At 71.0% G+C, this 20230-nt stretch carries 21 protein-coding genes and 1 pseudogene; 7 read left to right on the plus strand and 15 right to left on the minus strand.

Translation table 11 applies throughout. The features are described 5' to 3' along the window. Positions 1 to 32: 32 nt before the first annotated feature. The 6 genes and pseudogenes from SALPAC6_RS0117075 to SALPAC6_RS0117095 form a co-directional block, all read right to left on the minus strand. Positions 33 to 905 carry a lysophospholipid acyltransferase family protein gene (locus tag SALPAC6_RS0117075; protein WP_018254590.1) on the minus strand — a complete coding sequence of 291 codons (873 nt, stop codon included), beginning with the start codon at positions 903 to 905 and terminating at the stop codon, positions 33 to 35. Continuing rightward, on the minus strand, positions 902 to 1978 hold the full coding sequence (locus tag SALPAC6_RS0117080; RefSeq protein WP_018254591.1) for an NAD-dependent epimerase/dehydratase family protein: 1077 nt from the start codon (positions 1976 to 1978) through the stop codon (positions 902 to 904). Before SALPAC6_RS0117080 ends, SALPAC6_RS0117075 begins: the two co-directional genes overlap by 4 nt. 119 nt (positions 1979 to 2097) lie before the next feature. Continuing rightward, complete coding sequence (locus SALPAC6_RS28005) at positions 2098 to 2199, minus strand: 30S ribosomal protein bS22 (protein ID WP_007465623.1); 102 nt, start codon at positions 2197 to 2199, stop codon at positions 2098 to 2100. 203 nt (positions 2200 to 2402) lie between these two features. After that, entirely contained in the window at positions 2403 to 2612 is a 210-nt protein-coding gene (locus tag SALPAC6_RS0117090) for a helix-turn-helix domain-containing protein (protein ID WP_018254592.1), read from the minus strand. Between the two features lie 134 nt (positions 2613 to 2746). Beyond that, positions 2747 to 2956 (minus strand): annotated as a pseudogene (locus SALPAC6_RS28010) (hypothetical protein); the annotation flags it as partial. Between the two features lie 34 nt (positions 2957 to 2990). Next, positions 2991 to 3908 (minus strand): proline dehydrogenase family protein, encoded by a 918-nt coding sequence (locus SALPAC6_RS0117095; protein ID WP_018254593.1) that lies wholly within the window; start codon positions 3906 to 3908, stop codon positions 2991 to 2993. A gap of 98 nt (positions 3909 to 4006) precedes the next feature. On the opposite strand from SALPAC6_RS0117095, the gene SALPAC6_RS0117100 reads away from it, so the two are divergent. Next, positions 4007 to 4594, plus strand: a complete 588-nt coding sequence (locus SALPAC6_RS0117100) for a CGNR zinc finger domain-containing protein (RefSeq protein WP_018254594.1) — start codon at positions 4007 to 4009, stop codon at positions 4592 to 4594. Positions 4595 to 4611: 17 nt separating this feature from the next. Here the strand turns inward: SALPAC6_RS0117100 and SALPAC6_RS0117105 are convergent, their stop codons facing one another. Both SALPAC6_RS0117105 and SALPAC6_RS0117110 read right to left on the minus strand, forming a co-directional pair. Further along, positions 4612 to 5460 carry a sugar phosphate isomerase/epimerase family protein gene (locus SALPAC6_RS0117105; RefSeq protein WP_018254595.1) on the minus strand — a complete coding sequence of 283 codons (849 nt, stop codon included), beginning with the start codon at positions 5458 to 5460 and terminating at the stop codon, positions 4612 to 4614. A gap of 76 nt (positions 5461 to 5536) precedes the next feature. Next, a complete protein-coding gene (locus SALPAC6_RS0117110; protein ID WP_018254596.1) occupies positions 5537 to 6481 on the minus strand; it encodes a Ppx/GppA phosphatase family protein in 945 nt (314 codons plus the stop codon). Between the two features lie 73 nt (positions 6482 to 6554). Between SALPAC6_RS0117110 and SALPAC6_RS0117115 the strand changes: the two genes are divergently transcribed. Further along, positions 6555 to 7352, plus strand: coding sequence for a hypothetical protein (locus SALPAC6_RS0117115; RefSeq protein ID WP_018254597.1), 798 nt, complete (start codon positions 6555 to 6557; stop codon positions 7350 to 7352). A gap of 113 nt (positions 7353 to 7465) precedes the next feature. Here SALPAC6_RS0117115 and SALPAC6_RS0117120 read toward each other — a convergent pair whose 3' ends face one another. The 3 genes from SALPAC6_RS0117120 to SALPAC6_RS0117130 all read right to left on the minus strand — a co-directional run bounded on the left by SALPAC6_RS0117120 (position 7466) and on the right by SALPAC6_RS0117130 (position 10368). Beyond that, positions 7466 to 8149: a response regulator transcription factor gene (locus SALPAC6_RS0117120; protein ID WP_018254598.1), complete on the minus strand. Its 684-nt coding sequence runs from the start codon at positions 8147 to 8149 to the stop codon at positions 7466 to 7468. A 19-nt stretch (positions 8150 to 8168) separates the two neighbouring features. Beyond that, positions 8169 to 9449 carry a sensor histidine kinase gene (locus SALPAC6_RS0117125; protein WP_026189769.1) on the minus strand — a complete coding sequence of 427 codons (1281 nt, stop codon included), beginning with the start codon at positions 9447 to 9449 and terminating at the stop codon, positions 8169 to 8171. 151 nt (positions 9450 to 9600) lie between these two features. Then, on the minus strand, positions 9601 to 10368 hold the full coding sequence (locus tag SALPAC6_RS0117130) for a phosphoglyceromutase (RefSeq protein ID WP_026189770.1): 768 nt from the start codon (positions 10366 to 10368) through the stop codon (positions 9601 to 9603). 153 nt (positions 10369 to 10521) lie between these two features. Between SALPAC6_RS0117130 and SALPAC6_RS0117135 the strand changes: the two genes are divergently transcribed. Then, positions 10522 to 11787 (plus strand): MDR family MFS transporter, encoded by a 1266-nt coding sequence (locus SALPAC6_RS0117135; protein ID WP_026189771.1) that lies wholly within the window; start codon positions 10522 to 10524, stop codon positions 11785 to 11787. 390 nt (positions 11788 to 12177) lie between these two features. Here SALPAC6_RS0117135 and SALPAC6_RS0117140 read toward each other — a convergent pair whose 3' ends face one another. From SALPAC6_RS0117140 to mshA, 3 genes are all read right to left on the minus strand, one after another. Then, positions 12178 to 12840, minus strand: coding sequence for a hypothetical protein (locus SALPAC6_RS0117140; protein ID WP_026189772.1), 663 nt, complete (start codon positions 12838 to 12840; stop codon positions 12178 to 12180). Positions 12841 to 12913: 73 nt separating this feature from the next. Next, a complete protein-coding gene (locus tag SALPAC6_RS0117145; protein ID WP_018254603.1) occupies positions 12914 to 13486 on the minus strand; it encodes a type III secretion system chaperone family protein in 573 nt (190 codons plus the stop codon). Positions 13487 to 13549: 63 nt separating this feature from the next. Next, the gene (gene mshA / locus SALPAC6_RS0117150) at positions 13550 to 14896 is read right to left on the minus strand and encodes a D-inositol-3-phosphate glycosyltransferase (protein WP_026189773.1); all 1347 of its coding nucleotides are present in this window, start codon (positions 14894 to 14896) and stop codon (positions 13550 to 13552) included. Between the two features lie 167 nt (positions 14897 to 15063). On the opposite strand from mshA, the gene SALPAC6_RS0117155 reads away from it, so the two are divergent. Both SALPAC6_RS0117155 and SALPAC6_RS0117160 read left to right on the plus strand, forming a co-directional pair. Next, positions 15064 to 15828, plus strand: coding sequence for an SDR family NAD(P)-dependent oxidoreductase (locus SALPAC6_RS0117155; RefSeq protein WP_018254605.1), 765 nt, complete (start codon positions 15064 to 15066; stop codon positions 15826 to 15828). Positions 15829 to 15833: 5 nt separating this feature from the next. Beyond that, entirely contained in the window at positions 15834 to 16631 is a 798-nt protein-coding gene (locus SALPAC6_RS0117160) for a class I SAM-dependent methyltransferase (protein ID WP_018254606.1), read from the plus strand. Between the two features lie 74 nt (positions 16632 to 16705). Here SALPAC6_RS0117160 and SALPAC6_RS0117165 read toward each other — a convergent pair whose 3' ends face one another. After that, complete coding sequence (locus SALPAC6_RS0117165) at positions 16706 to 17821, minus strand: UDP-N-acetylmuramate dehydrogenase (RefSeq protein ID WP_026189775.1); 1116 nt, start codon at positions 17819 to 17821, stop codon at positions 16706 to 16708. Between the two features lie 64 nt (positions 17822 to 17885). Between SALPAC6_RS0117165 and SALPAC6_RS0117170 the strand changes: the two genes are divergently transcribed. Both SALPAC6_RS0117170 and SALPAC6_RS0117175 read left to right on the plus strand, forming a co-directional pair. Beyond that, on the plus strand, positions 17886 to 18647 hold the full coding sequence (locus SALPAC6_RS0117170) for a maleylpyruvate isomerase N-terminal domain-containing protein (RefSeq protein ID WP_018254608.1): 762 nt from the start codon (positions 17886 to 17888) through the stop codon (positions 18645 to 18647). Between the two features lie 164 nt (positions 18648 to 18811). Further along, positions 18812 to 20215 (plus strand): GH1 family beta-glucosidase, encoded by a 1404-nt coding sequence (locus SALPAC6_RS0117175; RefSeq protein WP_018254609.1) that lies wholly within the window; start codon positions 18812 to 18814, stop codon positions 20213 to 20215. Positions 20216 to 20230: the final 15 nt, after the last annotated feature.

A 20230-nucleotide genomic window follows, 5' to 3' on the forward strand; every position in this document is an offset into this window, starting at 1 on the left:
CCCGCCGACTCGCCGCTGGGGGCGCCCCCTGGTCAGGGGCCGAACGGGTCCGGCCGCCGCTCCAGCAGCCGGTGCAGGGTCTGCTGAATGGTCTCCCGTACCTGGTCGGCGAGGTTGAACACGACCAGCGGGTCATCGGCCGAGTCGGTCAGGTGCTCGGTGGCGATCGGCGGGCAGAACTCGATCATCCATTTGCTCGGCAGCGGCACCATGCCCAGCGGGCCGAGCCAGGGGAAGGTCGGCGTGACGGGGAAGTATGGCAGCTTCAGCAGCCGGGCGAGAGGCTTCACATCCGCGAGCATCGGATAGATCTCCTCGCCCCCGACTATCGCCACCGGCACGATCGGGGTACCCGTACGCAACGCCGCGGAGACGAAGCCGCCCCGACCGAATCGTTGGAGCTTGTAGCGCTCCGCGTACAGCTTGCCGACGCCCTTGAAGCCCTCGGGGAAGACGCTGACCAACTCACCGGAGTCGAGCAGGCGCTCGGCGTCCGGGTTGCAGGCGACCGTGCCGCCGCCCTTGCGGACCACCGCCGACACCACCGGCATCCGGAAGACGAGGTCCGCGCCGAGCAGCCGGAGAAACCGGTGCCGGGGGTGCTGGTCGTGCAGCACCGCCGAGAGGATCAGCGCATCCAGGGCCACGGTGCCGGAGTGGTTGCCCACCACGAGGCCCGCCCCCACGTCGGGCACATGCTCCAGCCCGGTGACCTCGGTGCGGAACCAGTCTCGGTAGAGCAGCCGCAGCAGCGGATGAAAGACGGATTCGGTCAGCTGCGGGTCGAAGCCGAACTCGTCCACCTCGTAGTCGCCGGCGAGGCGTCCGCGCAGAAAGGCCAGCCCGCTCGCCACCTTCCGGTCCCAGTGGTCGCCGGGCTGCTCGGAGACCACCCCGCCGCTCACGACCGCTCCCCAGCGGCGGTGGAGCGGACCTGCCGGACCCCGTCGAGCACCAGCTGCTCGGCGGCGGCGAGCCGCTCCCGGGTCACCAGGACCCCGTTGCGGTGGGCGCGGATGAAGTCGTCGAAGGCGGCAGCGGTGGAGCGTGGGGTGAAGCCGAACTTCCGCTCGAGCCGGTTGGTGTCCACGACCCGACCGTGCACGAAGAGATCGACCTGGTCCAACCCGTAGCGGCCGAACCCGAGCGCACGGGCCAGCGCGGCCGCCCCGGACAGGCCCGGCTCCAGCACCGGCACCGCGACCCGGCCGGCCCGCCGGATGGCCTGGGAGAGCGCCAGCACCCCGGGGCCGGCGACGTTGTAGGTGCCGGGACGGTCCAGCACGATCGACCGGTGCAGCACCTCCAGCGCATCCTCGAAGTGCAGGAACTGCAGCCGCGGGTCGCGGCCGAACACGGTGGGCACCAACGGTTGGGCGAAGTAGCGGGTGAGCGTGGTGTCGGCGGTCGAGCCGATGAACGGTGCGAACCGCAGCACGGTGGCGGTTACGTCGGGGCGGCGGCGGCGAAAACCCCGCACGTACCCCTCGATGTCCAGGATGTCCCGACCGAAACCTCCGCGGGGCACCTCACGCGGCTCGGTCTCCTCGGTGAAGACCGCCGGGTCGCGGAAGGACGCGCCGTATGCGGCGGTCGAGGAGCGGATGACGAGCTTGCGCAGCCGGGGCGCGTGCTGCGCGGCGGCGAGCAGCTGCATCGTGCCGATGACGTTCTGGTCCTTCATCGCCGCGCGGCCCCCGTGTTGCGGGTCGGGAGCGCTGACCAGGGCCAGGTGCACCACGGCGTCAACGTCGAGGTCGGCGAGGAGGCCACCGATCGAACCCGCATCCACCCGGACCCGCTCGACCCCGTTGAGCAGGTCGGTGAACTCTCCACCCGCCTCGGGCGGGTCGACTCCGAGGACCCGCCCGACCCGCGGGTCGGCGGCGAGCCGTGCGGCGACGTGGGCGCCGAGGTAGCGACTGACCCCGGTCACGACGACGACCCCCGGGGCGCCGGAGGGGCCACCGGGGGTCATGCCGCACACCGTCCCCGGCAGGCGGGATCGAGCCGGAACATCCGTGGCTTGATCACCTAAGCCTCCGAGGGTCGACAGCTAGCACGTGATGACGGCGCCGGGACCAGCCCGGCGCCGCATCACTTGCCGAGACGGCGACGCTGGACGCGGGTCTTGCGCAGCAGCTTGCGGTGCTTCTTCTTAGCCATGCGCTTGCGGCGCTTCTTGACCACCGAGCCCATACGACAGCCTTTCGATGCAATGTGCGGGGCGGACCGGATGACACCGGCGTCCGCTTGCGGACAACGGACCGGACCTGCGGGACGGGCGGCGGAGCGCATCTGTGGTCACGGTCGGGTCCAGGGTAGCCGGGAAGCTTCAGCAGGACCAACGCGGCCCCTCAATGCCGGTCATCACGGCCGCTTCCCGCCCGCGGACGGGCGGTTCAGGCGGTTTCCTGAAAGGCGCCACGCAGGTACTCGTGCACCGCGTGCTCGGGGACGCGAAACGACCGACCGACCCGGACCGCGGCGAGCTCGCCGCCGTGCACCAGGCGGTAGACCGTCATCTTTGACACCCGCATGACCGTCGCCACCTCGGCGACGGTGAGGAACCTGACCTCCGACAGCTGCTCGTCGGACCGCGACCCGGCCATGGCTCACCGCCTCATCCCACGCCCGGCGCGCGCTGTCCCGACGGGGCTTCCACCGGACCAGCGACGCGCGTGTTACCAGTACGGTAGCGGGGCCAATGTGACCGGCGCGATCCCTTCGGACAAACCATCCCGATTCACACCAGCGGAGTCGTGGCGGGCTCGCCGTCAGCCGTACGGCACCCTCGTTCGGCCCCACGGAGCCCGGTGGCACCGGTGGCGCCACCGGTGCCACCGGACGAGCGCCCCGAGCCGCTTCCGGACGCGGATCGGGGCTCCGTGCTGGGAGCGGGCACCAGTGTGTCAGGGCGCCCGTCGGAGCCCGACACCGGTAGATCATGCCCGCCACCGGGGCCCGGCGACCGACCCCACAGGATGCGGCTACCGGCCCATCAGGGCGTGGGCGAGGAACCCCAGATTGGCGGGGCGCTCGGCCAGGCGACGCATGAGATAGCCGAACCACTCCTCGCCGTACGGCACGTAGGTACGCACGGTGTATCCGTCGCCGATCAGGCGGGCCTGATCGGCGGAGCGGATGCCGTAGAGCATCTGGAACTCGAACTGGTCCGGCCCCCGGTCGAACCAGCGGGCCCGGTCCTCGCCGATCGTGATCAGCCGAGGGTCGTGAGTGGCCAGCATCGGATAGCCGGCCCCGGCCATCAGAATGCTCAGGCAGCGTACGTAGGACCGGTCCACGTCCCGAGCGGACTGGTATGCCACCGACTCGGGTTCCCGGTACGCGCCCTTGCAGAGCCGAACCCGGGAACCGGCGCCGGCCAACTGCCGGCAGTCGGACTCGGTCCGGCGCAGGTACGCCTGGAGCACCGCCCCCGTGGACGGGTAGTCCGCACGCAGCTTGACGAGAATGTCCAGAGTGGAGTCGGTGGTGGTGTGGTCCTCCATGTCGAGGGTGACCGTGGTGCCACTCGCCTCGGCCGCCGCGCAGATCGCCCGGGCATTGTCGTAGGCAAGCTGCTCGTCAAAGGTCTGCCCGAGCGCGGAGAGCTTGACGCTCACCTCGGCGGCGGGGGTGAGCCCGCCGGCGGCGAGCGACTCCAACAGGCCGAGGTACTCGTCGCGAACGGCGCTGGCCTGCTCGGGTGTGACCGTGTCCTCACCGAGGTTGTCGAGGGTGACCGCGAGCCCGTCGGTAACGAGGGCACGGGTGACTCGCAACGCGTCCTCGGTCCGGGGGCCGGCGACGAACCGGCGCACCACGTTCCGAGTCAATGGGGCTGTCGCGACGAGCCGCTCGCACCGCGATGACCGGGCCGCAGCGAGAATGACGGTACGAAGCATGGGCTGAGAGTAGCGCTCACCGCAGCAAAACGGCGGTGCCGTCACATCGCGCTACATCGACACGCCGCATGCCCGGGAAGTCGTCTACGGTGGGTGACGTGAACTTCGACGCGTACGCCCGGACCGGAGTTGATCTGATCAATATTCGGCTGGACGACCTCGACGCCCTCCGTTCGCTCTTCCCCGACGACATCTCGTGGATGCGGGATGAGGTTTCGGAGCGCGATCTTTCGATCTTTCGACGGGCACCGAAGCGCCTTCGCGGTGTCTTCGAGTACGGCACGTCCGGACGGGACGTCCAAGCGGTCGCTGAGCTGAATGCGCTGCTGGAGGCGTACCCGGTGCAGCCGCGCATCTCCGGGCACGACTCCAGTGACTGGCACGTGCACGTCACCAGCCGCGGCGCCTCGGTAAGTGCGGAGTACCTGGCCGGCGCGGTCTGGGGGCTGTCGGTGTGGCTCTGCGAGTACGGCAGCGCCCGCTTCGGGGTCTGCGCGGACGAGCGGTGCGGCAACGTCTATCTGGACACCTCGTCGAACTGCTGCCGGCGGTTCTGTTCGGAACGCTGCGCCACCCGTTCCCACGTGGCGGCGCACCGGGCCCGCAAGCGGGCCGCGATCCGGGACCGGGTCGCGGTGGCGGCGCAGTCCACCGCCCCGGCCGACAACCTGACCACGGTGCGCTGAGCGCCGGTCCCCACCGGCTACTCTTCGGCTTCCCGGTCGCCCCGCCGTACCGGCTCCGGCCCGGAATAGGTTGCGGCCGGAGGGTCGAGGTGCTGGCGGGCGAAGGCCAACGCCGCCCGTAGGTCCGCCTCCCGGACCGCGCGGCTCTTCGCCCGCCGGGTTGACACCTCCACCGCCACCGAGCCGGTGAAGCCTCGGCTGGGGAGCGAGCGCAGCAGCTCGGCGCAGGGTTGGGTCCCCCGCCCGGGGACGAGATGCTCGTCGCGCCCCTCACCGGTGCCATCGCCCAGGTGCACGTGGACCAGTCCGGCGCCCATCCGGTCGGCCAACTCCAGCGCGTCGGTGTGGGACGCGGCGCAGTGCGACAGGTCAAGGGTGTAGGAGGAGTACCCCGTCGTGGTCGGGTCCCACCCCGGGGCGTACGGGACGAACTGCCGCCCCGCCATCCGCACCGGATACATGTTCTCGACCGGGAAACTGATGCCACTGAATCGCCCGGTGACCTCGTCCAAGCCCTCGGCGAAGTTGCGGGCGTAGTCCCGCTGCCAGGTAAACGGGGGATGCACCACCACGGTCGGCGCGCCCAGCTCCTCGGCTAGTTCACCGGAGCGACGCAACCGCTCCCACGGGTCGGCGCTCCACACCCGCTGGGTGACCAGAAGGCACGGGGCGTGCACGGAGAGCACCGGCACGCCGTAGTGCGTGGCGAGTCCGGCGAGTGCGCCAGCGTCCTGGCTGACGGCATCGGTCCAGACCATCACCTCGACGCCGTCGTAACCGAGCGTCGCGGCCAGCTGAAACGCCGCCGCGGTCCGCTCGGGGAAGACCGACGAGGTGGACAGGAGAACCGGGACTCGGGAAGGCACAGCATCGAGAGTAGCCGGCACCGATAAGGATCTTCAGGACGAGTCCCGGCAAATACCGCTGGATGTCACGTATACGCTACATCGGCGCAAGCTGATCCAGCCGGCGCAGGATCACTCCCTCCCGCAACGCCCACGGGCAAATCTCCAGGGTGCCGATGTCCAGCCGGCGCATCGCCGCCTCGGCGACCACCGCACCGGCCAACAGTTGATGTGCCCGGCCAACGCTGACCCCATCCAGCTCGACGAGCTGCGCCGGGGGGATGTGCCGGATGAACCCGAGCACCTGCCGCAGCCCGGCCCGGGTGAGCCGACGACGGGCCCAGACGCCCGCCCCGGAGGGGGCTGCCCCGGCGAGGCGGGCCAGGGTCCGGAAGGTCTTCGAGGTGGCGACCGGGCGCTCCCAGCCCACCTTGTTCAGCTCCCCGGCCACCGCGTCGAGCTGGCCGTCCACGTACGCTCGCAGCTTCTCCACCTGCTCGGCCCCGGGCGGGGTGGTACTGCCCGCAGCGACCCGGAGATGGCGGCGGGTGAGCCGGCCAGCACCCAGCGGCAACGACACCGCGGCGTCCGGATCCTCGTCGATGCCCGCCGCGATCTCCAGCGAGCCGCCGCCGATGTCGAGCACCAGCAGCCGCCCGGCCGACCAGCCGAACCAGCGACGCACCGCGAGGAAGGTCATCCGAGCCTCGTCGGCCCCGGTGAGGACCTCCAGTCGAACCCCGGTCTCCGCCTGGACCCGGGCCAACACCGCCACCGAGTTGGTGGCGTCCCGAACCGCGGAGGTGGCGAACGCGATCAGATCGTCGGTACCCAGCCCGATCGCGGACTCCTTCGCGGCGGCAACCGCCTGCACCAGGGAGTCCGCGCCGGCGGTGGTGAGTGCGCCATCCGGGCCGATCTTCTCGGCCAGTCGCAGCACCGCCTTCTCGGAGTGCGCCGGCCAGGGGTGTGCGCCCCGGTGCGCGTCCACCACCAGCAGGTGCACCGTGTTGGATCCCACATCAAGGACGCCCAGCCGCATGAGGCAAACCCTAGAGGCAACACCCGGCCGCGGCGCACCGGGCCAGCCATCCACTGGCGCGTACGCTGGTCAGGTGAGAGGGCAGATCGAGCTCCGTACCCGGCCGGACGATCCACGCCGCCGGGAGGTCCCGCTGGACTTCCCCCGGGAGTGGATCGAGTTCGGCGACCCGGCCGACGACACCCACCTGATCCGGGCCGACCTGACCTGGCTGCTGTCCCGGTGGACCTGCGTCTACGGGCGCGGCTGTCACGGCATCAGCGCCGACCGCCCCGCCGACGGCTGCTGCTCGCACGGGGCGTTCTTCACCGACTCCGACGACGAACAACGGGTCCGATCGGCGGTCAAGCGGCTGACCCCGGGGACCTGGCAGCACCACCGGCGGGGCTTCAAGAACTGGACCGAGACCGACACGGTGGAGGAGAAAACGCCCGCCCGACGTACGGCCACCCGGCCCGACGGCCCCTGCGTCTTCCTCAACGACGCCGACTTTCCCGGTGGGGCGGGCTGCGCCCTGCACGCCCAGGCACTCCGCGACGGTGCCCACCCGCTGGAGTACAAGCCGGATGTCTGCTGGCAGCTACCGATCCGCCGCGAACAGGAGTGGGTCCAGCGCCCGGACGGCACCAAGGTCCTGCTCTCCACGCTCGGGGAGTTCGACCGGCGCGGCTGGGGCGCCGGCGGGCACGACCTGGACTGGTGGTGCACCTCGTCCCGGGACGCGCACGTGGCGGCCGAACCGATGTACGTCTCGTACGCCCCCGAGCTGACCGCCCTGATCGGTGCGCCCGCGTACACCGAGTTGGCCGCGTTCTGTGCCGCCCGCGCCCAGCGCGGGCTGGTCGCGCCGCACCCGGCCGACCCGGGCTGACCACGTACGACGCAGGCGCGGCCGGGCCACGGAACGGCCGCGTACGACAGGGCCACGCGAGGACGTTCAGCGCGAGGCCGGTCAGCGCCGCGGTGGGCAGCACAGGCGTCCGGTCACGGCTCGAACTTGTAGCCCAGGCCCCGCACGGTGACGATGTAACGGGGAGCGGATGGCTCCGGCTCGACCTTGGAACGCAGCCGCTTGACGTGTACGTCGAGGGTCTTCGTGTCGCCGACGTAGTCGGCCCCCCAGACCCGATCAATCAGCTGGCCCCGGGTGAGCACCCGACCGGCGTTGCGTAGCAGCAACTCCAGCAGCTCGAACTCCTTCAACGGCAGTTGCACCGGGGCTCCGCCAACCGTGACCACGTGCCGCTCGATGTCCATCCGAACCGGGCCCGCGGCCAACGTCGCCGCACCGGTCTCCACCGTCTCGACGCTCTTGCGGCGCAGCACCGCGCGGATCCGGGCGACGAGCTCCCGCGGCGAGTACGGCTTCGTGACGTAGTCGTCGGCTCCGATCTCCAGCCCGACCACCTTGTCGATCTCACTGTCCCGAGCGGTGACCATGATGATCGGCACGTGCGACCGCTGCCGGAGCTGCCGACACACCTCGGTGCCGGACATCTCGGGCAGCATCAGGTCGAGCAGCACGATGTCGGCACCGGTCCGGTCGAACTCGGTGAGGGCGGAGGGGCCGGTCGCGGCAACCGAAACCTCGAAGCCCTCCTTACGGAGCATGTACGACAGGGCATCAGAGAACGACTCCTCGTCCTCGACCACCAGAACGTGGCTCAACGAAGGTTTCCTTTCACTGTCACGTCTGCTGGGACTCGGCCGGTTCGGCCTCGATCTCAGCCGAGGGCGGTATCACCAAAAGTTCGTCCGGGGGGCGGGCGGGGAGCCGGAGGGTGAAGGTCGAGCCCTCGTCGGGAGTGCTCGCGACCTCCACCCGTCCGCCGTGATTGCTGGCGATGTGTTTGACGATGGCGAGCCCGAGACCGGTGCCGCCGGTCGCGCGGGATCGGGCCTGGTCGGCCCGGTAGAAACGCTCGAAGATCCGGTCCACGTCGCTCGGGCCGATCCCGATGCCCTGGTCGGTGACGGCGATGGTGACGTGTTCGTCGTCGCGCCGGGCGGTGATCCGAACGGTGGTGTCCTCACCCGAGTAGTTGATGGCGTTCTCGACCAGGTTCGACACGGCGGTGGCCAGCTGGGTGTCACTGCCGTACACCGTCAGCCCGCGCTCGCCGCCAACCGCCACGTCGATCCGACGGGCGCTGGCACCGGTCCGGGTCCGATCCAGCACCTCGCCGACCACCCAGTCCACGGCGACCGGCTCCGGCGCGGGCTGCGGGTCGGCACCCTGAAGCCGGGTCAGCTCCAGCAACTCCTGCACCAACCGGCCCAACCGGGTCGACTCGTGCCGGATCCGTTCGGCGAACCGGCGAGTGGCGACCAGGTCCTCGGAGAGATCCGGCTGCTCCTCGTCGGCCGGCTCGGTCGCGTCCAGCAACGCTTCGGCGAGGAGTTGGAGCGCCCCGATGGGGGTCTTCAGCTCGTGACTCACATTGGCCACGAAGTCTCGCCGCACCCGGGCCAGCCGGTGCGCTTCGGTCACATCCACGGCTTCCACGGCGACATGGCCGCCGCCAAGACCGATCGCCCGCAGGTGCACGCCGAGCGGATTCTCCGCGGCGACGCCGTCGTTCCCCCGGGGCAGGTCCAGCTGGATCTCTCGGCGTACGCCGGTCCGCCGCACCTGCCCCGCGAGGGTCCGGATCAACGGATGGGCGGCGGCCGTGCCCGGCGTGCCGCCAGCGCGGAGCAGCCCCATCGCGCGGGCGGCCGGGTTGACCAGGACGGGGCCGTCGTCGTCGGCGAGCACCACCACGCCGACCCGGAGGGAGTCGATCGTCCGGCGACCAAGGCTGGACTGTGAACCGTCGGCTATCGCGGGCCTCCCCCAGGGTCGAAGCGAGCCGGACTGTTGGGTCCCGACCACGGTCGATCCGACTCGCCCCGATTGGACGAGCCGGGTCAACAGGACCCCGACCGCCAGTCCCACGGCCAGCGCGATCACCACTACCCACTCCACCGGGCGATCGTAGGTCCTGGTTAACCCAGCATCCGAACAGACCGGTACGAAGCGCCCTCACTTTCGCAGATATTCACCGCCTCGTCCGACCTCGTTCACCCAGGGGGTCCCCCGCACCGGGCCCGGTGCGGTCGGGGTCGCTCGGCCCGCGTCAGCGACCCTGGTTCGCTACCGCTGCGGCGGCATCCCGCGCCGCCGCCGGGTCCAGGTAGGTGCCGCCGAGCGTCATCGGACGCAGTTGCGGGTCGAGGTCGTACCGCAGCGGGATCCCGGTCGGGATGTTCAGCTTGGCGATCGCCTCGTCGCTGATCTGGTCCAGATGCTTGACCAGCGCGCGCAGCGAGTTGCCGTGCGCGGCCACCAGCACCGTCCGGCCGGCCAGGATGTCCGGCACGATCGAGTCGTACCAGTAGGGCAGCATCCGATCGACGACGTCCTTCAGGCACTCCGTCCGCGGCATCAGCTCGGTCGGCAGCAACCGGTAGCGCGGGTCACCGACCTGCGACCACTCGTCGTCGTCCGCGATCGGCGGCGGCGGCGTGTCGTACGAGCGGCGCCAGAGCATGAACTGCTCCTCGCCGTACTCGTCGAGCGTCTGCTTCTTGTTCTTGCCCTGCAGGGCGCCGTAGTGGCGCTCGTTGAGCCGCCACGACCGACGCACACCGATCCAGTGTCGTTCGGCGGCGTCCAACGCCAGCTCCGCGGTGCGCATCGCCCGGCGAAGCAGGCTGGTGTGCACCACATCCGGCAGCAGGTTGTGCTCACGCAGCAGCTCACCGCCCCGACGCGCCTCAGTCTCGCCCTTGCCGGTCAGGTCCACGTCGACCCAGCCGGTGAAGAGGTTCTTGGCGTTCCAGTCGCTCTCACCGTGTCGTAACAGGACCAGCGTCCCGATGGTGGGCCCCTCACTAGCAGTCATGCCGGCCATCCTGCCCCACCGACGAACCCCTCACCTGCGAAGGGGTGATGACCACCACCAGGAATTCCGGTGACCAGTACATCGCCGACCACTAGGTTGTAAGGCGCTTTGACAATGCCGATGATTACGGAAGCGGGGCGCCGAGTGCGGACCATGCGAGGTTGGTTACACGATACGGCCGGCGGCCTTCCCCGCACCTTCTGGTATCTGTGGACCGGCACCCTGATCAACCGGCTCGGCTCGTTCGTCCTCATCTTCATCGCCATCTACCTCACCCAGGAGCGGGACTTCTCCGCCGCCCAGGCCGGCCTGGTCCTGGGGCTGTGGGGGGTCGGCGGCGCGGTGGGCACCACCGTCGGTGGCACGCTCGCGGACCGGTGGGGCCGCCGGCCCACGCTACTCACCGCGCTCCTCGGCGCCGCGAGCCTGATGCTCGCCCTCGGCTTCGCCCGGGACCTCTGGTTGATCGCACTCGGCGCCCTCCTGCTCGGACTCTTCGCCGAGGCCGCCCGGCCCGCCTTCGGCGCGATGATGATCGATATTGTGCCGGCGAAGGACCGACTGCGCGCCTTCAGCCTGAACTATTGGGCGATCAATCTCGGCTTCGCCTGCGCCGCGGTCCTCGCGGGGCTCGCGACCGAGGCCGGCTACCTGCTGCTCTTCGTGGTTAACGCGGTCGCCACCCTGATCACCGCGCTGATCATCTTCTTCAAGGTCAGCGAGACCCACCAACCGCTGGTCGCCGCCGTCGGCGGGCCGAAGGCCCAGACCGGAGCGCTGCGCGCCATCCTGAGCGACCGGGTCTACCTCGGGTTCGTGACGTTGAACCTCTTCGCCGCGATGGTCTTCCTCCAGCACATCTCGATGCTGCCGATCGCCATGGGCGACTCGGGTCTGAGCCCGGCCACCTACGGCTCGGTGATCGCACTCAACGGTGTGTTGATCGTGGTGGGCCAGCTCTTCGTACCACGGTTGATCAAGGGTCGTAGCCGGTCCCACGTGTTGGCGCTGTCGACGGTGGTGCTCGGGTGCGGGTTCGGGCTGACCGCGTTCGCCGAGACCGCCTGGTTCTACGGTCTGACCGTCCTGATCTGGACCATGGGCGAGATGCTCAACTCGCCGTCCAACGCCACCCTGATCGCCGAGCTCTCCCCGAGTGAGCTACGCGGTCGCTACCAGGGGGTCTTCTCGCTCTCCTGGCAGATCGCCGGTGCCGCGGCGCCGGTGCTCGGCGGGCTCGTCCGGGAGGGGGCCGGCAACGCCACACTCTGGCTGGGCTGCGCCCTGATCGGCGGACTGGTAGCGGTGGCACACCTGATCTCCGGACCAGCGCGGGAGCGCCGGGCCGCCGCGCTACGGGCAGTCAACCAACCGCCGCCGACCCCGGTCGGGCAGCAGCAGGCGACCGAGGTGGGCTGAACGGCCTCGAGCTGGACGTCAGGGCCACCGGAGTATGCGAAACGCCCATCGCGAGTTCGTCACGATGGGCGTTTCGCTGCGTACGACCGGCGGCGGCGGGCGACACTCACCCCCGTAAGCGGCGCCCGCTCACGCCGCCGGTCAACAGGTGGACACCGTCCCCCAACGGTGTGGCTCCACCTGTCCCCGCGCCACACTCGATGCTCGGATCTGATCGATCCTCCGCTCCCCCGAACGGAACCGAGCGTCGCACGGTGCAATAAAGTTAGTTCGCCCGGAATGCGGATACAAATTGACCGGCTGTCTCGCCGGTCACAAGCCGGCTGCCCCGCGGTCCGGTCCACCCTCCGGTCACCAGCGGTCTACCCGCCGGCAACTCCGGCAAACAACTCATCCGTCCTCCCGATCGGGTGACTCGGTACGGAAAAAGTTGCTCATTCGACCGTCCCGCAGCCGCTCCTGATAGATCAGATTCAGCTTCCGCAGGTCAAAGGTCCGAAACCACTCGTCCCATGTGATTTCGCGCACGCGGGAGCTCTGTCGGTACCCCGGCATGTTGAAGGTGAGCACCCCGGCCCGGCCTTCCCGTTCGGTGCCCCGGATCGTCGCCGGCTTCGCCCTGCGCTCCCGCGCCCACCGCCGGATCACCTCGTGGTTCGTGGTGACCAGGCTCCGGCCCGGACGCTCCGGCCGATCGGTCAGGGCGGCGATGACCTGCGAGGACCGCACCGACCGCGAGGTACGGGGCCCGGTACGCACCGCGGCGCCACCCGCCGACCGCCCGCCGGACGTCGCCCGGCGGCCAGGCCCCTTCGTCCCGCCCGATCGGCGCTCCGCCCGCAAGGTCCTCACCAGCGTCCGCACCAGCTCTGGCTTGCGCAGCGCGGAGATGCCGGAGACACCATGCTGGCGCAACTGCCCCCGAATCTCGTCCACCCGCATCCGGGAGATCGTGGCCTCGGACACCTGCGGCGTGCCCGGGGTCTGGTTTCCTGGCCGACGTGCGGTCCGGGTCGCCGTACCACCGCGGCCTGCGCTGCTTCGCTGAGCCATGGAACGCTCCTCCGCCAGTCCGTCCTCGGCGCGCGGCCGGTCCCAGTACCGCACGCACACCGAGGCGTACCCGTCAGGGCCGCGTCGAATCCCCCGGGGCAGCGGTCGGGTCACCGGCCGCGGACGTCCCGACCGCCGGTGCGGCCCCGCCGTCAGCCGACTCGACCAGGTGGGCGAAGGCCGCGAGGTTGGCGGTCGACTCGCCGCGCCGGACCCGCCACTCCCACTCCCGCCGAATCGAGCTTCCGAAGCCGATCTCCAGCATCGTGTCGAAGGACTCGTCGGCGTACGTGAGCACCGACCCGAAGAGTCGATCCAACTCATCGGCGTCCACGCCCGCCGAATTCACCCGGCCGGTCAGGTAGACGTCACCGACCGCGTCAATGGAGAAGGACACCCCGTACATCCGGGCGTTGCGCTGGAGCAGCCACGCCCACAACTCCTCGCGGCGCTCGTCGGGCTGGCGCATCACGAACGCCTCGACCCGCAGCGCGTACTCACCGATGATCAGGTTGCAGATCGTCCGCAGCTTGTGAGTGCCCGGCAGGGTCACCGCGTACGAGTTCGGGCCGGTGGCCTCCCAGGCCAGGTCCCGCTCCGCGCAGACCGACTCGATCAACGCCCCGAGCTCGCTTCTCCCGTTCACCGCCCCACTCTACGACCGCTCCCGCCCAGCCGCGTCCCGCGCCGGCCCTCGCGGGCTCGGTCCTCACCGGGAGCAGGTGGCGAAGTCAGACGATCGGGTTCGGTGCTCGGCGACCGCCTCGCCGTAGACGTCCAACAGGTCACGCACCGTCCGGTCCCAGGAGAAGTTGCGGGCGTGACGTTGCGCGCCGTGGGCCAAGCTCGCGCGCCGGCCGGGGTCAGGCAGCAGGCGACCCAACGAACGGGCCCACGCGACCGGGTCGTGGCCGTCCACGAGGACCCCGCTGACGTCGTCGCGTACCGCGGTGATCAAACCGCCGACGGCGGCTGCCACCACCGGCGTGCCGCAGGCCTGCGCCTCCAACGCGACCAGCCCGAAGCTCTCGTTGTAGGACGGGACCGCCACCAGGTCGGCCGCCCGGTACAGGGCGGGCAGGTCGTCGCCGGTCTGCGGCGGCAGGAACCGGACCCGATCGGCGACGCCCAGCTCGGCGGCCAGTTCGATCAGGCGAGTGGGCCGATCAAGACCGCTGCCGCTGGGGCCACCGCAGACCACCACCGTCATGTCGTCGGCGATCGCCGGATCCCGCTGGCGCAGCGCCGCCGCCGCGCGGATCAGCACGTCGGGTGCCTTGAGCGGCTGGATCCGGCCGACAAACGCCACCACGTACCCACGCTCGGGCAGGCCCAGCCGACGACGGGCGAGGACCTGCGCCCGGGCGCGATCACCGGCTGGTGGGCGGAACCGGGCCAGATCCACCCCGGGCTCAACCACCTCAACCCGGGTCGGGTCGGCGTCGTACCGGTCGATCAGGTCACCGGCCTCGGTCTTGGTGTTGGCGACCAGCCGGTCGGACTCGGCCACCACCTGCTCCTCGCCGATCACCCGGGCCTTGGGTTCCGGCCGGTCCCCGGCGGCGAGCTGCGCGTTCTTGACCTTGGCGAGGGTGTGCGCGGTATGCACCAGCGGAACCCCCCAACGCTCCTTGGCCAGCCAGCCGACCTGCCCGGAGAGCCAGTAGTGCGAGTGAATGAGGTCGTAGTGCCCCGCGGCGCGGACGGCCTCGGCCCGCAGCACCCCCGCGGTGAACGCGCAGAGCTGGCCGGGCAGCTCCTCCTTGGTCAACCCACCCAACGGTCCGGCGGTGATGTGCCGGACGTGCACGCCCGGCACCATCTCGACCACCGGCGGCAGGTCGGCTGCGGTCGCCCGGGTGAAGATCTCCACCTCGACGTTCGCCTCGGCCAACCGCCGGGCAACCTCCAGGATATAGACATTCATCCCGCCCGCGTCACCCGTGCCCGGCTGGTGCAGCGGCGAAGTGTGCACGGAGAGTGTCGCGATCCGGCGGGGCCGGGGCCACGGACGGGAACCTCGCTGACGACCGACACCGGTGTGCTGTTCCGCCACGTCCGCTCCCTCTGCCACGGTTGCCGTCCCGCACGACCGGCGCTTCTCGGTCAACCTCCACGCCAGGTGTCATCTTCCCGATCAGGGATCGGTAATTCCTCCCAGCCGTCCCCGGGCGTGACGGACCTCATCGCCCCCGCCCCCGAGCGCGGGGTCAGAATGGGGGGATGACTTCCGTCGCTGTCGTCACCGGGGCATCCAGCGGGATCGGGGCGGCCACCGTCCGCCGACTCGCCGCCGAGGGATTCCATGTACTGGCCGCCGCCCGGCGCACCGACCGCCTCGCCGACCTGGTCCGGGAGGTCGACGCCAACGGCGGGGCGGCCACCGCGGTCGGCTGCGATGTGACCTCGGACGAGTCGGTGGCCCACCTCGCCGCCGCGGCGGCGGCCGCGCCCGGACCGGTCACCCTGCTGGTCAACAACGCCGGGGGAGCACGCGGCCTGGACCCGGTGGAGACCGGCGCGATCGGTGACTGGCAGTGGATGTACGACGTCAACGTCCTGGGCACGCTCCGGGTCACCCAGGCGCTCCTGCCGGCGTTAATCTCCTCCGGAGCCGGCACGATCGTCGTCGTGTCGTCAACCGCCGGCTTCACCGTGTACGAGGGCGGGGGCGGCTACGCCGCCGCCAAGCACGCGCAGACCGCGGTCGCGGGCACCCTGCGGCTGGAGCTGTGCGGCCGGCCGGTTCGGGTCGTCGAGATCGACCCCGGGATGGTACGAACCGAGGAGTTCTCACTGGTCCGCTTCGACGGGGACGCCGACCGGGCGGACGCCGTCTACGCCGGGGTGTCCGAGCCCCTGGTCGCCGACGACGTGGCGGACTGTGTCGCCTGGTGCGCGACCCGCCCGCAGCACGTCAACGTGGACCGGCTGGTGGTCCGGCCGTTGGCGCAGGCCGCGCAGCACAAGGTCCACCGGGCCGGTTGAGCCGGGTGGCGGCGGTGCCGGCACGACGCCCGCTCGGCGTCGTGACCCGCGGGACGACACACCCCAACCGGCTGCGCCGGGTGGACAACTGGATCGCCGGCACCTGCGGGGACGTGCTGCGTGCGGCAGCGGACCCGCTCGTGGTGGACCTGGGCTACGGCGCGACCGGGGTCACCGCCGTCGAGCTGCGCTCCCGATTGGCCCACGCGGTCCGCCCCGACGTACGCGTGGTCGGGCTGGAGATCGACCCGGTCCGCGTCGCCGCCGCCCAACCGGTCGCCGACCCACCCCGACTCACCTTCGCCCGGGGTGGCTTCGAGCTGGCCGGCCTCCGCCCCACCCTGGTCCGCGCCTTCAACGTGCTACGCCAGTACGACGAGGGTGCGGTGGCGGGTGCCTGGGCGACGATGACCGGCGCGCTCGCCCCGGGTGGCCTGCTGGTCGAGGGGACCTGCGACGAGTTGGGGCGGCTCGGCGGGTGGGTGCTGATCGACGAGGGCGGCCCCCGCACCCTGACCCTGGGCGCCCGGCTGGCCACCCTGGACAGCCCCGCCCGGCTCGCCGAACGGCTCCCCAAATCCCTGATCCACCGCAACGTCGCGGGGGAGCCTGTCCACGCCCTGCTCCAGGCCCTGGAGAGCGCCTGGCGGGCAGCCGCCCCCTACGCCCCCTTCGGTCCTCGCCACCGCTGGCTGCGCACGGTGACCGCCGTCCACGACCAGGGCTGGCCGCTGGCGTACGAACCCCGCCACTGGCGCCAGGGCCTGGTCACCGTCGACTGGGCGGCGGTGGCTCCCCGCTGACCCGTTGCCTGGGCGGCGGTCCTCCCCCGCCGACCCGACTCACCGTCGTGCCGGCCGGGTGGTCGGACGCCGGGTCAGAGGGCGCAGTTGATCAGGACTGGCTCGGGGTGCAGGGTCACGTCGAAGCGGGCCTGCACCCCGTGGCGAATCTCGCGGGCCAGGCGCACCAGGTCCTCGGTCCGGGCGGTGCCGGAGCGGTGGGTCAGCGCCAGGGTGTGCTTGGTGGAGATGGTGACGACGCCTTCCGGGCCCGGGTGGCCCCTGCCGAAGCCAGCCTTGTCGATCAACCAGGCGGCACTGACCTTCACCGTGCCGTCGGCACCGGGCCAGGACGGCGGCTCGCCGAACTCGGTGGCCCGTTCCCGCAGCCGCTCGAAGTCGGCCTGGTCCAGCACCGGATTGGTGAAGAACGAGCCCACCGACCAGGTGTCCGGGTCGGTCGGGTCGAGCACCATGCCCTTGCCCGCGCGCAGCCGCAGCACGGCGGCGCGGGCCTTCGCCAGAGGCACCCGGTCACCGACCGACACGTCGAGCGCCCGAGCGAGTTCGGCGTAGCGGACCGGGCCGGACAGTGGCGACCGGGCGAGACGGAAGTCGACCGACAGCACCACCCACCGGTCGCTGTACTTGAAGATGCTGGACCGGTAGCTGAACCCGCAGTCGCGGGCCTCGATCCGACCGGTGGTGCCGGCCACCCGGTCGTACACCTGTACCCCGGTGATGGTCTCGGCGACATCCTGCCCGTACGCGCCGACGTTCTGAATCGGCGTCGCGCCGGTGGAGCCGGGTATCCCGGACAGACACTCCAGGCCGGACCAGCCGCTGGCCACGGTGTGGGCGACCAGGTCGTCCCAGGGCTCGCCGGCCTCGACCCGCACCGTGACGGTGTCGGTGTCGGTGTCGGTGTCGGTGTCGGTGTCAATAATCCGCAGGCCTCGGGACCGGACCAACACCACTGTCCCCGGGAAGCCCGCGTCGCCGATCACCACGTTGCTGCCACCGGCGAGGACCAGGATCTGCTCGCCGCGCTCCCCCGCCTCTCGCACCCCGCGGACGAGGTCATCTGCGCTGGTGGCGGTGATCACGCGGGAAGCCCAGCCGCCGAGACGAAGTGTCGTGTATCGCGACAAATGACACTCGGCGTCGCGTTGGGCGCCGGATGTCGACTGGAGAACCTCTGCCACGCTCATCACCCTAAGCTGAGAGGTAGCCGCGGCACCTACTGGTGGCCCGGTCACCCCCGGGAGGATGGCGATGAACAGAACGCACGGCACGAAGGACTTCTGGATCGGGGCACTGCGGATGGAGGGGCCGGCCTTCGCCGCGGCGATCGCCGAAGCACCCGGCGACACCCCGGTGCTCTCCTGTCCCGGCTGGACAGTGACCGACCTGACCCGGCACCTGGCAGGCGTCTACCGCTGGGTGCACGGGACCCTGTCGGCCAACTCTGTCACCCCGCCACCCCTCCACTCCGAGCCGCTGGAGCCACATCCGGGCGAGACCGACCTCCAGCTGTGGCAGCAGGCGTACGACGAGCTGATGGTGCGCTTTGACGCGCTGGATCCGGAGGCACCGGCGTGGAACTGGGCGCCGCAGCCGAAGAAGGCCGGCTTCTGGCCGCGCCGGATCGCACACGAGACAACGCTGCACCGCTGGGACGCCCAGCTCGCCATCGGTGCGGGTGACCCGATCGAGACGAAGCTCGCAGCCGACGGGGTGAGCGAGGTGCTCGACACCTGCCTGCCAGCCGGACGACGTCCGGAACATGGGCAGTGGCACGGGGTCGTACACCTGTCGGCCTCCGACGCCGGGCAGGAGTGGTTCCTGCGATTGCGCGGCGAAGGGGTTGCCCTGCTGGACACTGCCACGATCTTCGATGACCACGATCATCACGCCCGGGTCCAGGTCGTCGGCACCGCCAGCGATCTGCTGCTCGCGCTCTGGGGGCGAGTCAGTTTCGACACCCTGGCGGTGACGGGTGAGCGCGCGCTCCTGGCTGGTCTCCGGACCGGCTGACGCCGCCGGCCGCATCCGGTGCCATGCCCGGCCGGGGGCTGCTCGCGCAAGGAGCCGCCCCCGGCGCCCACCCGCCCGAATGGACCCGGACCCAGCCGGGGAGAGCGTTCTCTTGACATTGGTGACGCGTCGGGAGACGCTGCGCGAACGGAGGGACCTGTCCTATGAGCGCGCTGCACTTTCCGGAGAACTTCCGCTGGGGCACGGCCACAGCGGCATACCAGATCGAGGGCGCGGCCCGCGACGACGGCCGGGGCCCGTCGATCTGGGACACCTTCAGCCGTACGCCGGGGAAGGTCTACCAGGGCCACACCGGTGATGTCGCCTGCGACCACTACCACCGGTACGCCGACGACGTGGAGCTGATGGCCGGGCTGGGGATCCAGACGTACCGGTTCTCGGTGTCCTGGCCCCGGGTCCAGCCAGACGGCACCGGCCCGGTCAACCCGCGGGGGCTGGACTTCTACGACCGCCTGGTGGATGCCCTGCTGGCCCGGGGAATCGATCCGATGGTCACGCTCTACCACTGGGACCTGCCGCAGACCCTGCAGGACCGGGGCGGCTGGGCCGCTCGGGAGACCGCGGAGCACTTCGCCGACTATGCCGCCGCCGTCCACGGTCGCCTCGGTGACCGGGTGGACTCCTGGACCACACTCAACGAGCCGTGGTGCTCGGCGTACCTGGGCTACGGCAACGGGGTGCACGCTCCCGGGATCGCCGACCCGGGCGCCGCCTTCACCGCCGTGCACCACCTGCTGCTCGGGCACGGCCTGGCGGCCCGGGCGCTGCACGCGGCTGGCGCGGGGAGCGTCGGGATCACGCTCAACCCGGCCGATGTCCGCCCCGCCGACCCGGACAGCGCCGCCGACGCCGCCGCGGTACGCCTGGTCGACGGGCTCCACAACCGGATCTTCCTGGACCCGCTGTTCCGGGCCGCGTATCCGGAGGACGTGCTGGAGCACGTCGCCCGAATCGTGCCGCCGGCGTTCCTCCGGGACGGCGACGAGAAAGTGATCGCCACCCCGATCGACCTGCTCGGCGTCAACTACTACGCGCCCCTCTACGTCGCGGGTAGGCCGGACGGCGCCGGCGGCGGCGGCGGGGCGTTCCCCGGCACCGACGGGGCGGTGGAGTTCCTGCCACCTGCTGGACCGCTGACCGACATGGGTTGGATGATCGAGCCGGCCGGGCTCACCCGGCTGTTGGAACGCCTCGCCACCGACTACCCGGGCGTACCGCTGATGATCACCGAGAACGGGGCGGCCTTCCCGGACCACGCCGCGCCACCGGCCGGCCCGGACCAGCCGGCAACGGAGGGGGCCGGCGGGGTGGTTGACACCGACCGGATCGCCTACCTCGACGGGCACCTCCGCGCCGCGCACGAGGCCATCGCCCGCGGGGTGGACCTACGCGGCTATCTCGTATGGTCGTTGCTGGACAACTTCGAGTGGGCCGAGGGCTTTCGGAAACGGTTCGGGATCGTCCACGTCGACTACCGGACCCAGCGACGCACACCGAAGGCGAGTGCGCACTGGTACCACCAGGTGATCTCCCGGAACGGGCTCTGAGCGGAGGAGTGCAAC

It is taken from the genome of Salinispora mooreana, assembly GCF_000379065.1.
Classification (GTDB): Bacteria; Actinomycetota; Actinomycetes; order Mycobacteriales; family Micromonosporaceae; genus Micromonospora; species Micromonospora mooreana.

Coding starts and splice junctions, on each gene's coding strand:
- SALPAC6_RS0117080 (WP_018254591.1), bottom strand. CDS start 1,978: ATGACCCCCGGTGGCCCCTCCGGCGCCCCGGGGGTCGTCGTCGTGACC.
- SALPAC6_RS28005 (WP_007465623.1), bottom strand. CDS start 2,199: ATGGGCTCGGTGGTCAAGAAGCGCCGCAAGCGCATGGCTAAGAAGAAG.
- SALPAC6_RS0117090 (WP_018254592.1), bottom strand. CDS start 2,612: ATGGCCGGGTCGCGGTCCGACGAGCAGCTGTCGGAGGTCAGGTTCCTC.
- SALPAC6_RS0117095 (WP_018254593.1), bottom strand. CDS start 3,908: ATGCTTCGTACCGTCATTCTCGCTGCGGCCCGGTCATCGCGGTGCGAG.
- SALPAC6_RS0117110 (WP_018254596.1), bottom strand. CDS start 6,481: ATGCGGCTGGGCGTCCTTGATGTGGGATCCAACACGGTGCACCTGCTG.
- SALPAC6_RS0117130 (WP_026189770.1), bottom strand. CDS start 10,368: ATGACTGCTAGTGAGGGGCCCACCATCGGGACGCTGGTCCTGTTACGA.
- SALPAC6_RS0117135 (WP_026189771.1), top strand. CDS start 10,522: ATGCGAGGTTGGTTACACGATACGGCCGGCGGCCTTCCCCGCACCTTC.
- SALPAC6_RS0117140 (WP_026189772.1), bottom strand. CDS start 12,840: ATGGCTCAGCGAAGCAGCGCAGGCCGCGGTGGTACGGCGACCCGGACC.
- SALPAC6_RS0117155 (WP_018254605.1), top strand. CDS start 15,064: ATGACTTCCGTCGCTGTCGTCACCGGGGCATCCAGCGGGATCGGGGCG.
- SALPAC6_RS0117165 (WP_026189775.1), bottom strand. CDS start 17,821: ATGAGCGTGGCAGAGGTTCTCCAGTCGACATCCGGCGCCCAACGCGAC.
- SALPAC6_RS0117170 (WP_018254608.1), top strand. CDS start 17,886: ATGAACAGAACGCACGGCACGAAGGACTTCTGGATCGGGGCACTGCGG.
- SALPAC6_RS0117175 (WP_018254609.1), top strand. CDS start 18,812: ATGAGCGCGCTGCACTTTCCGGAGAACTTCCGCTGGGGCACGGCCACA.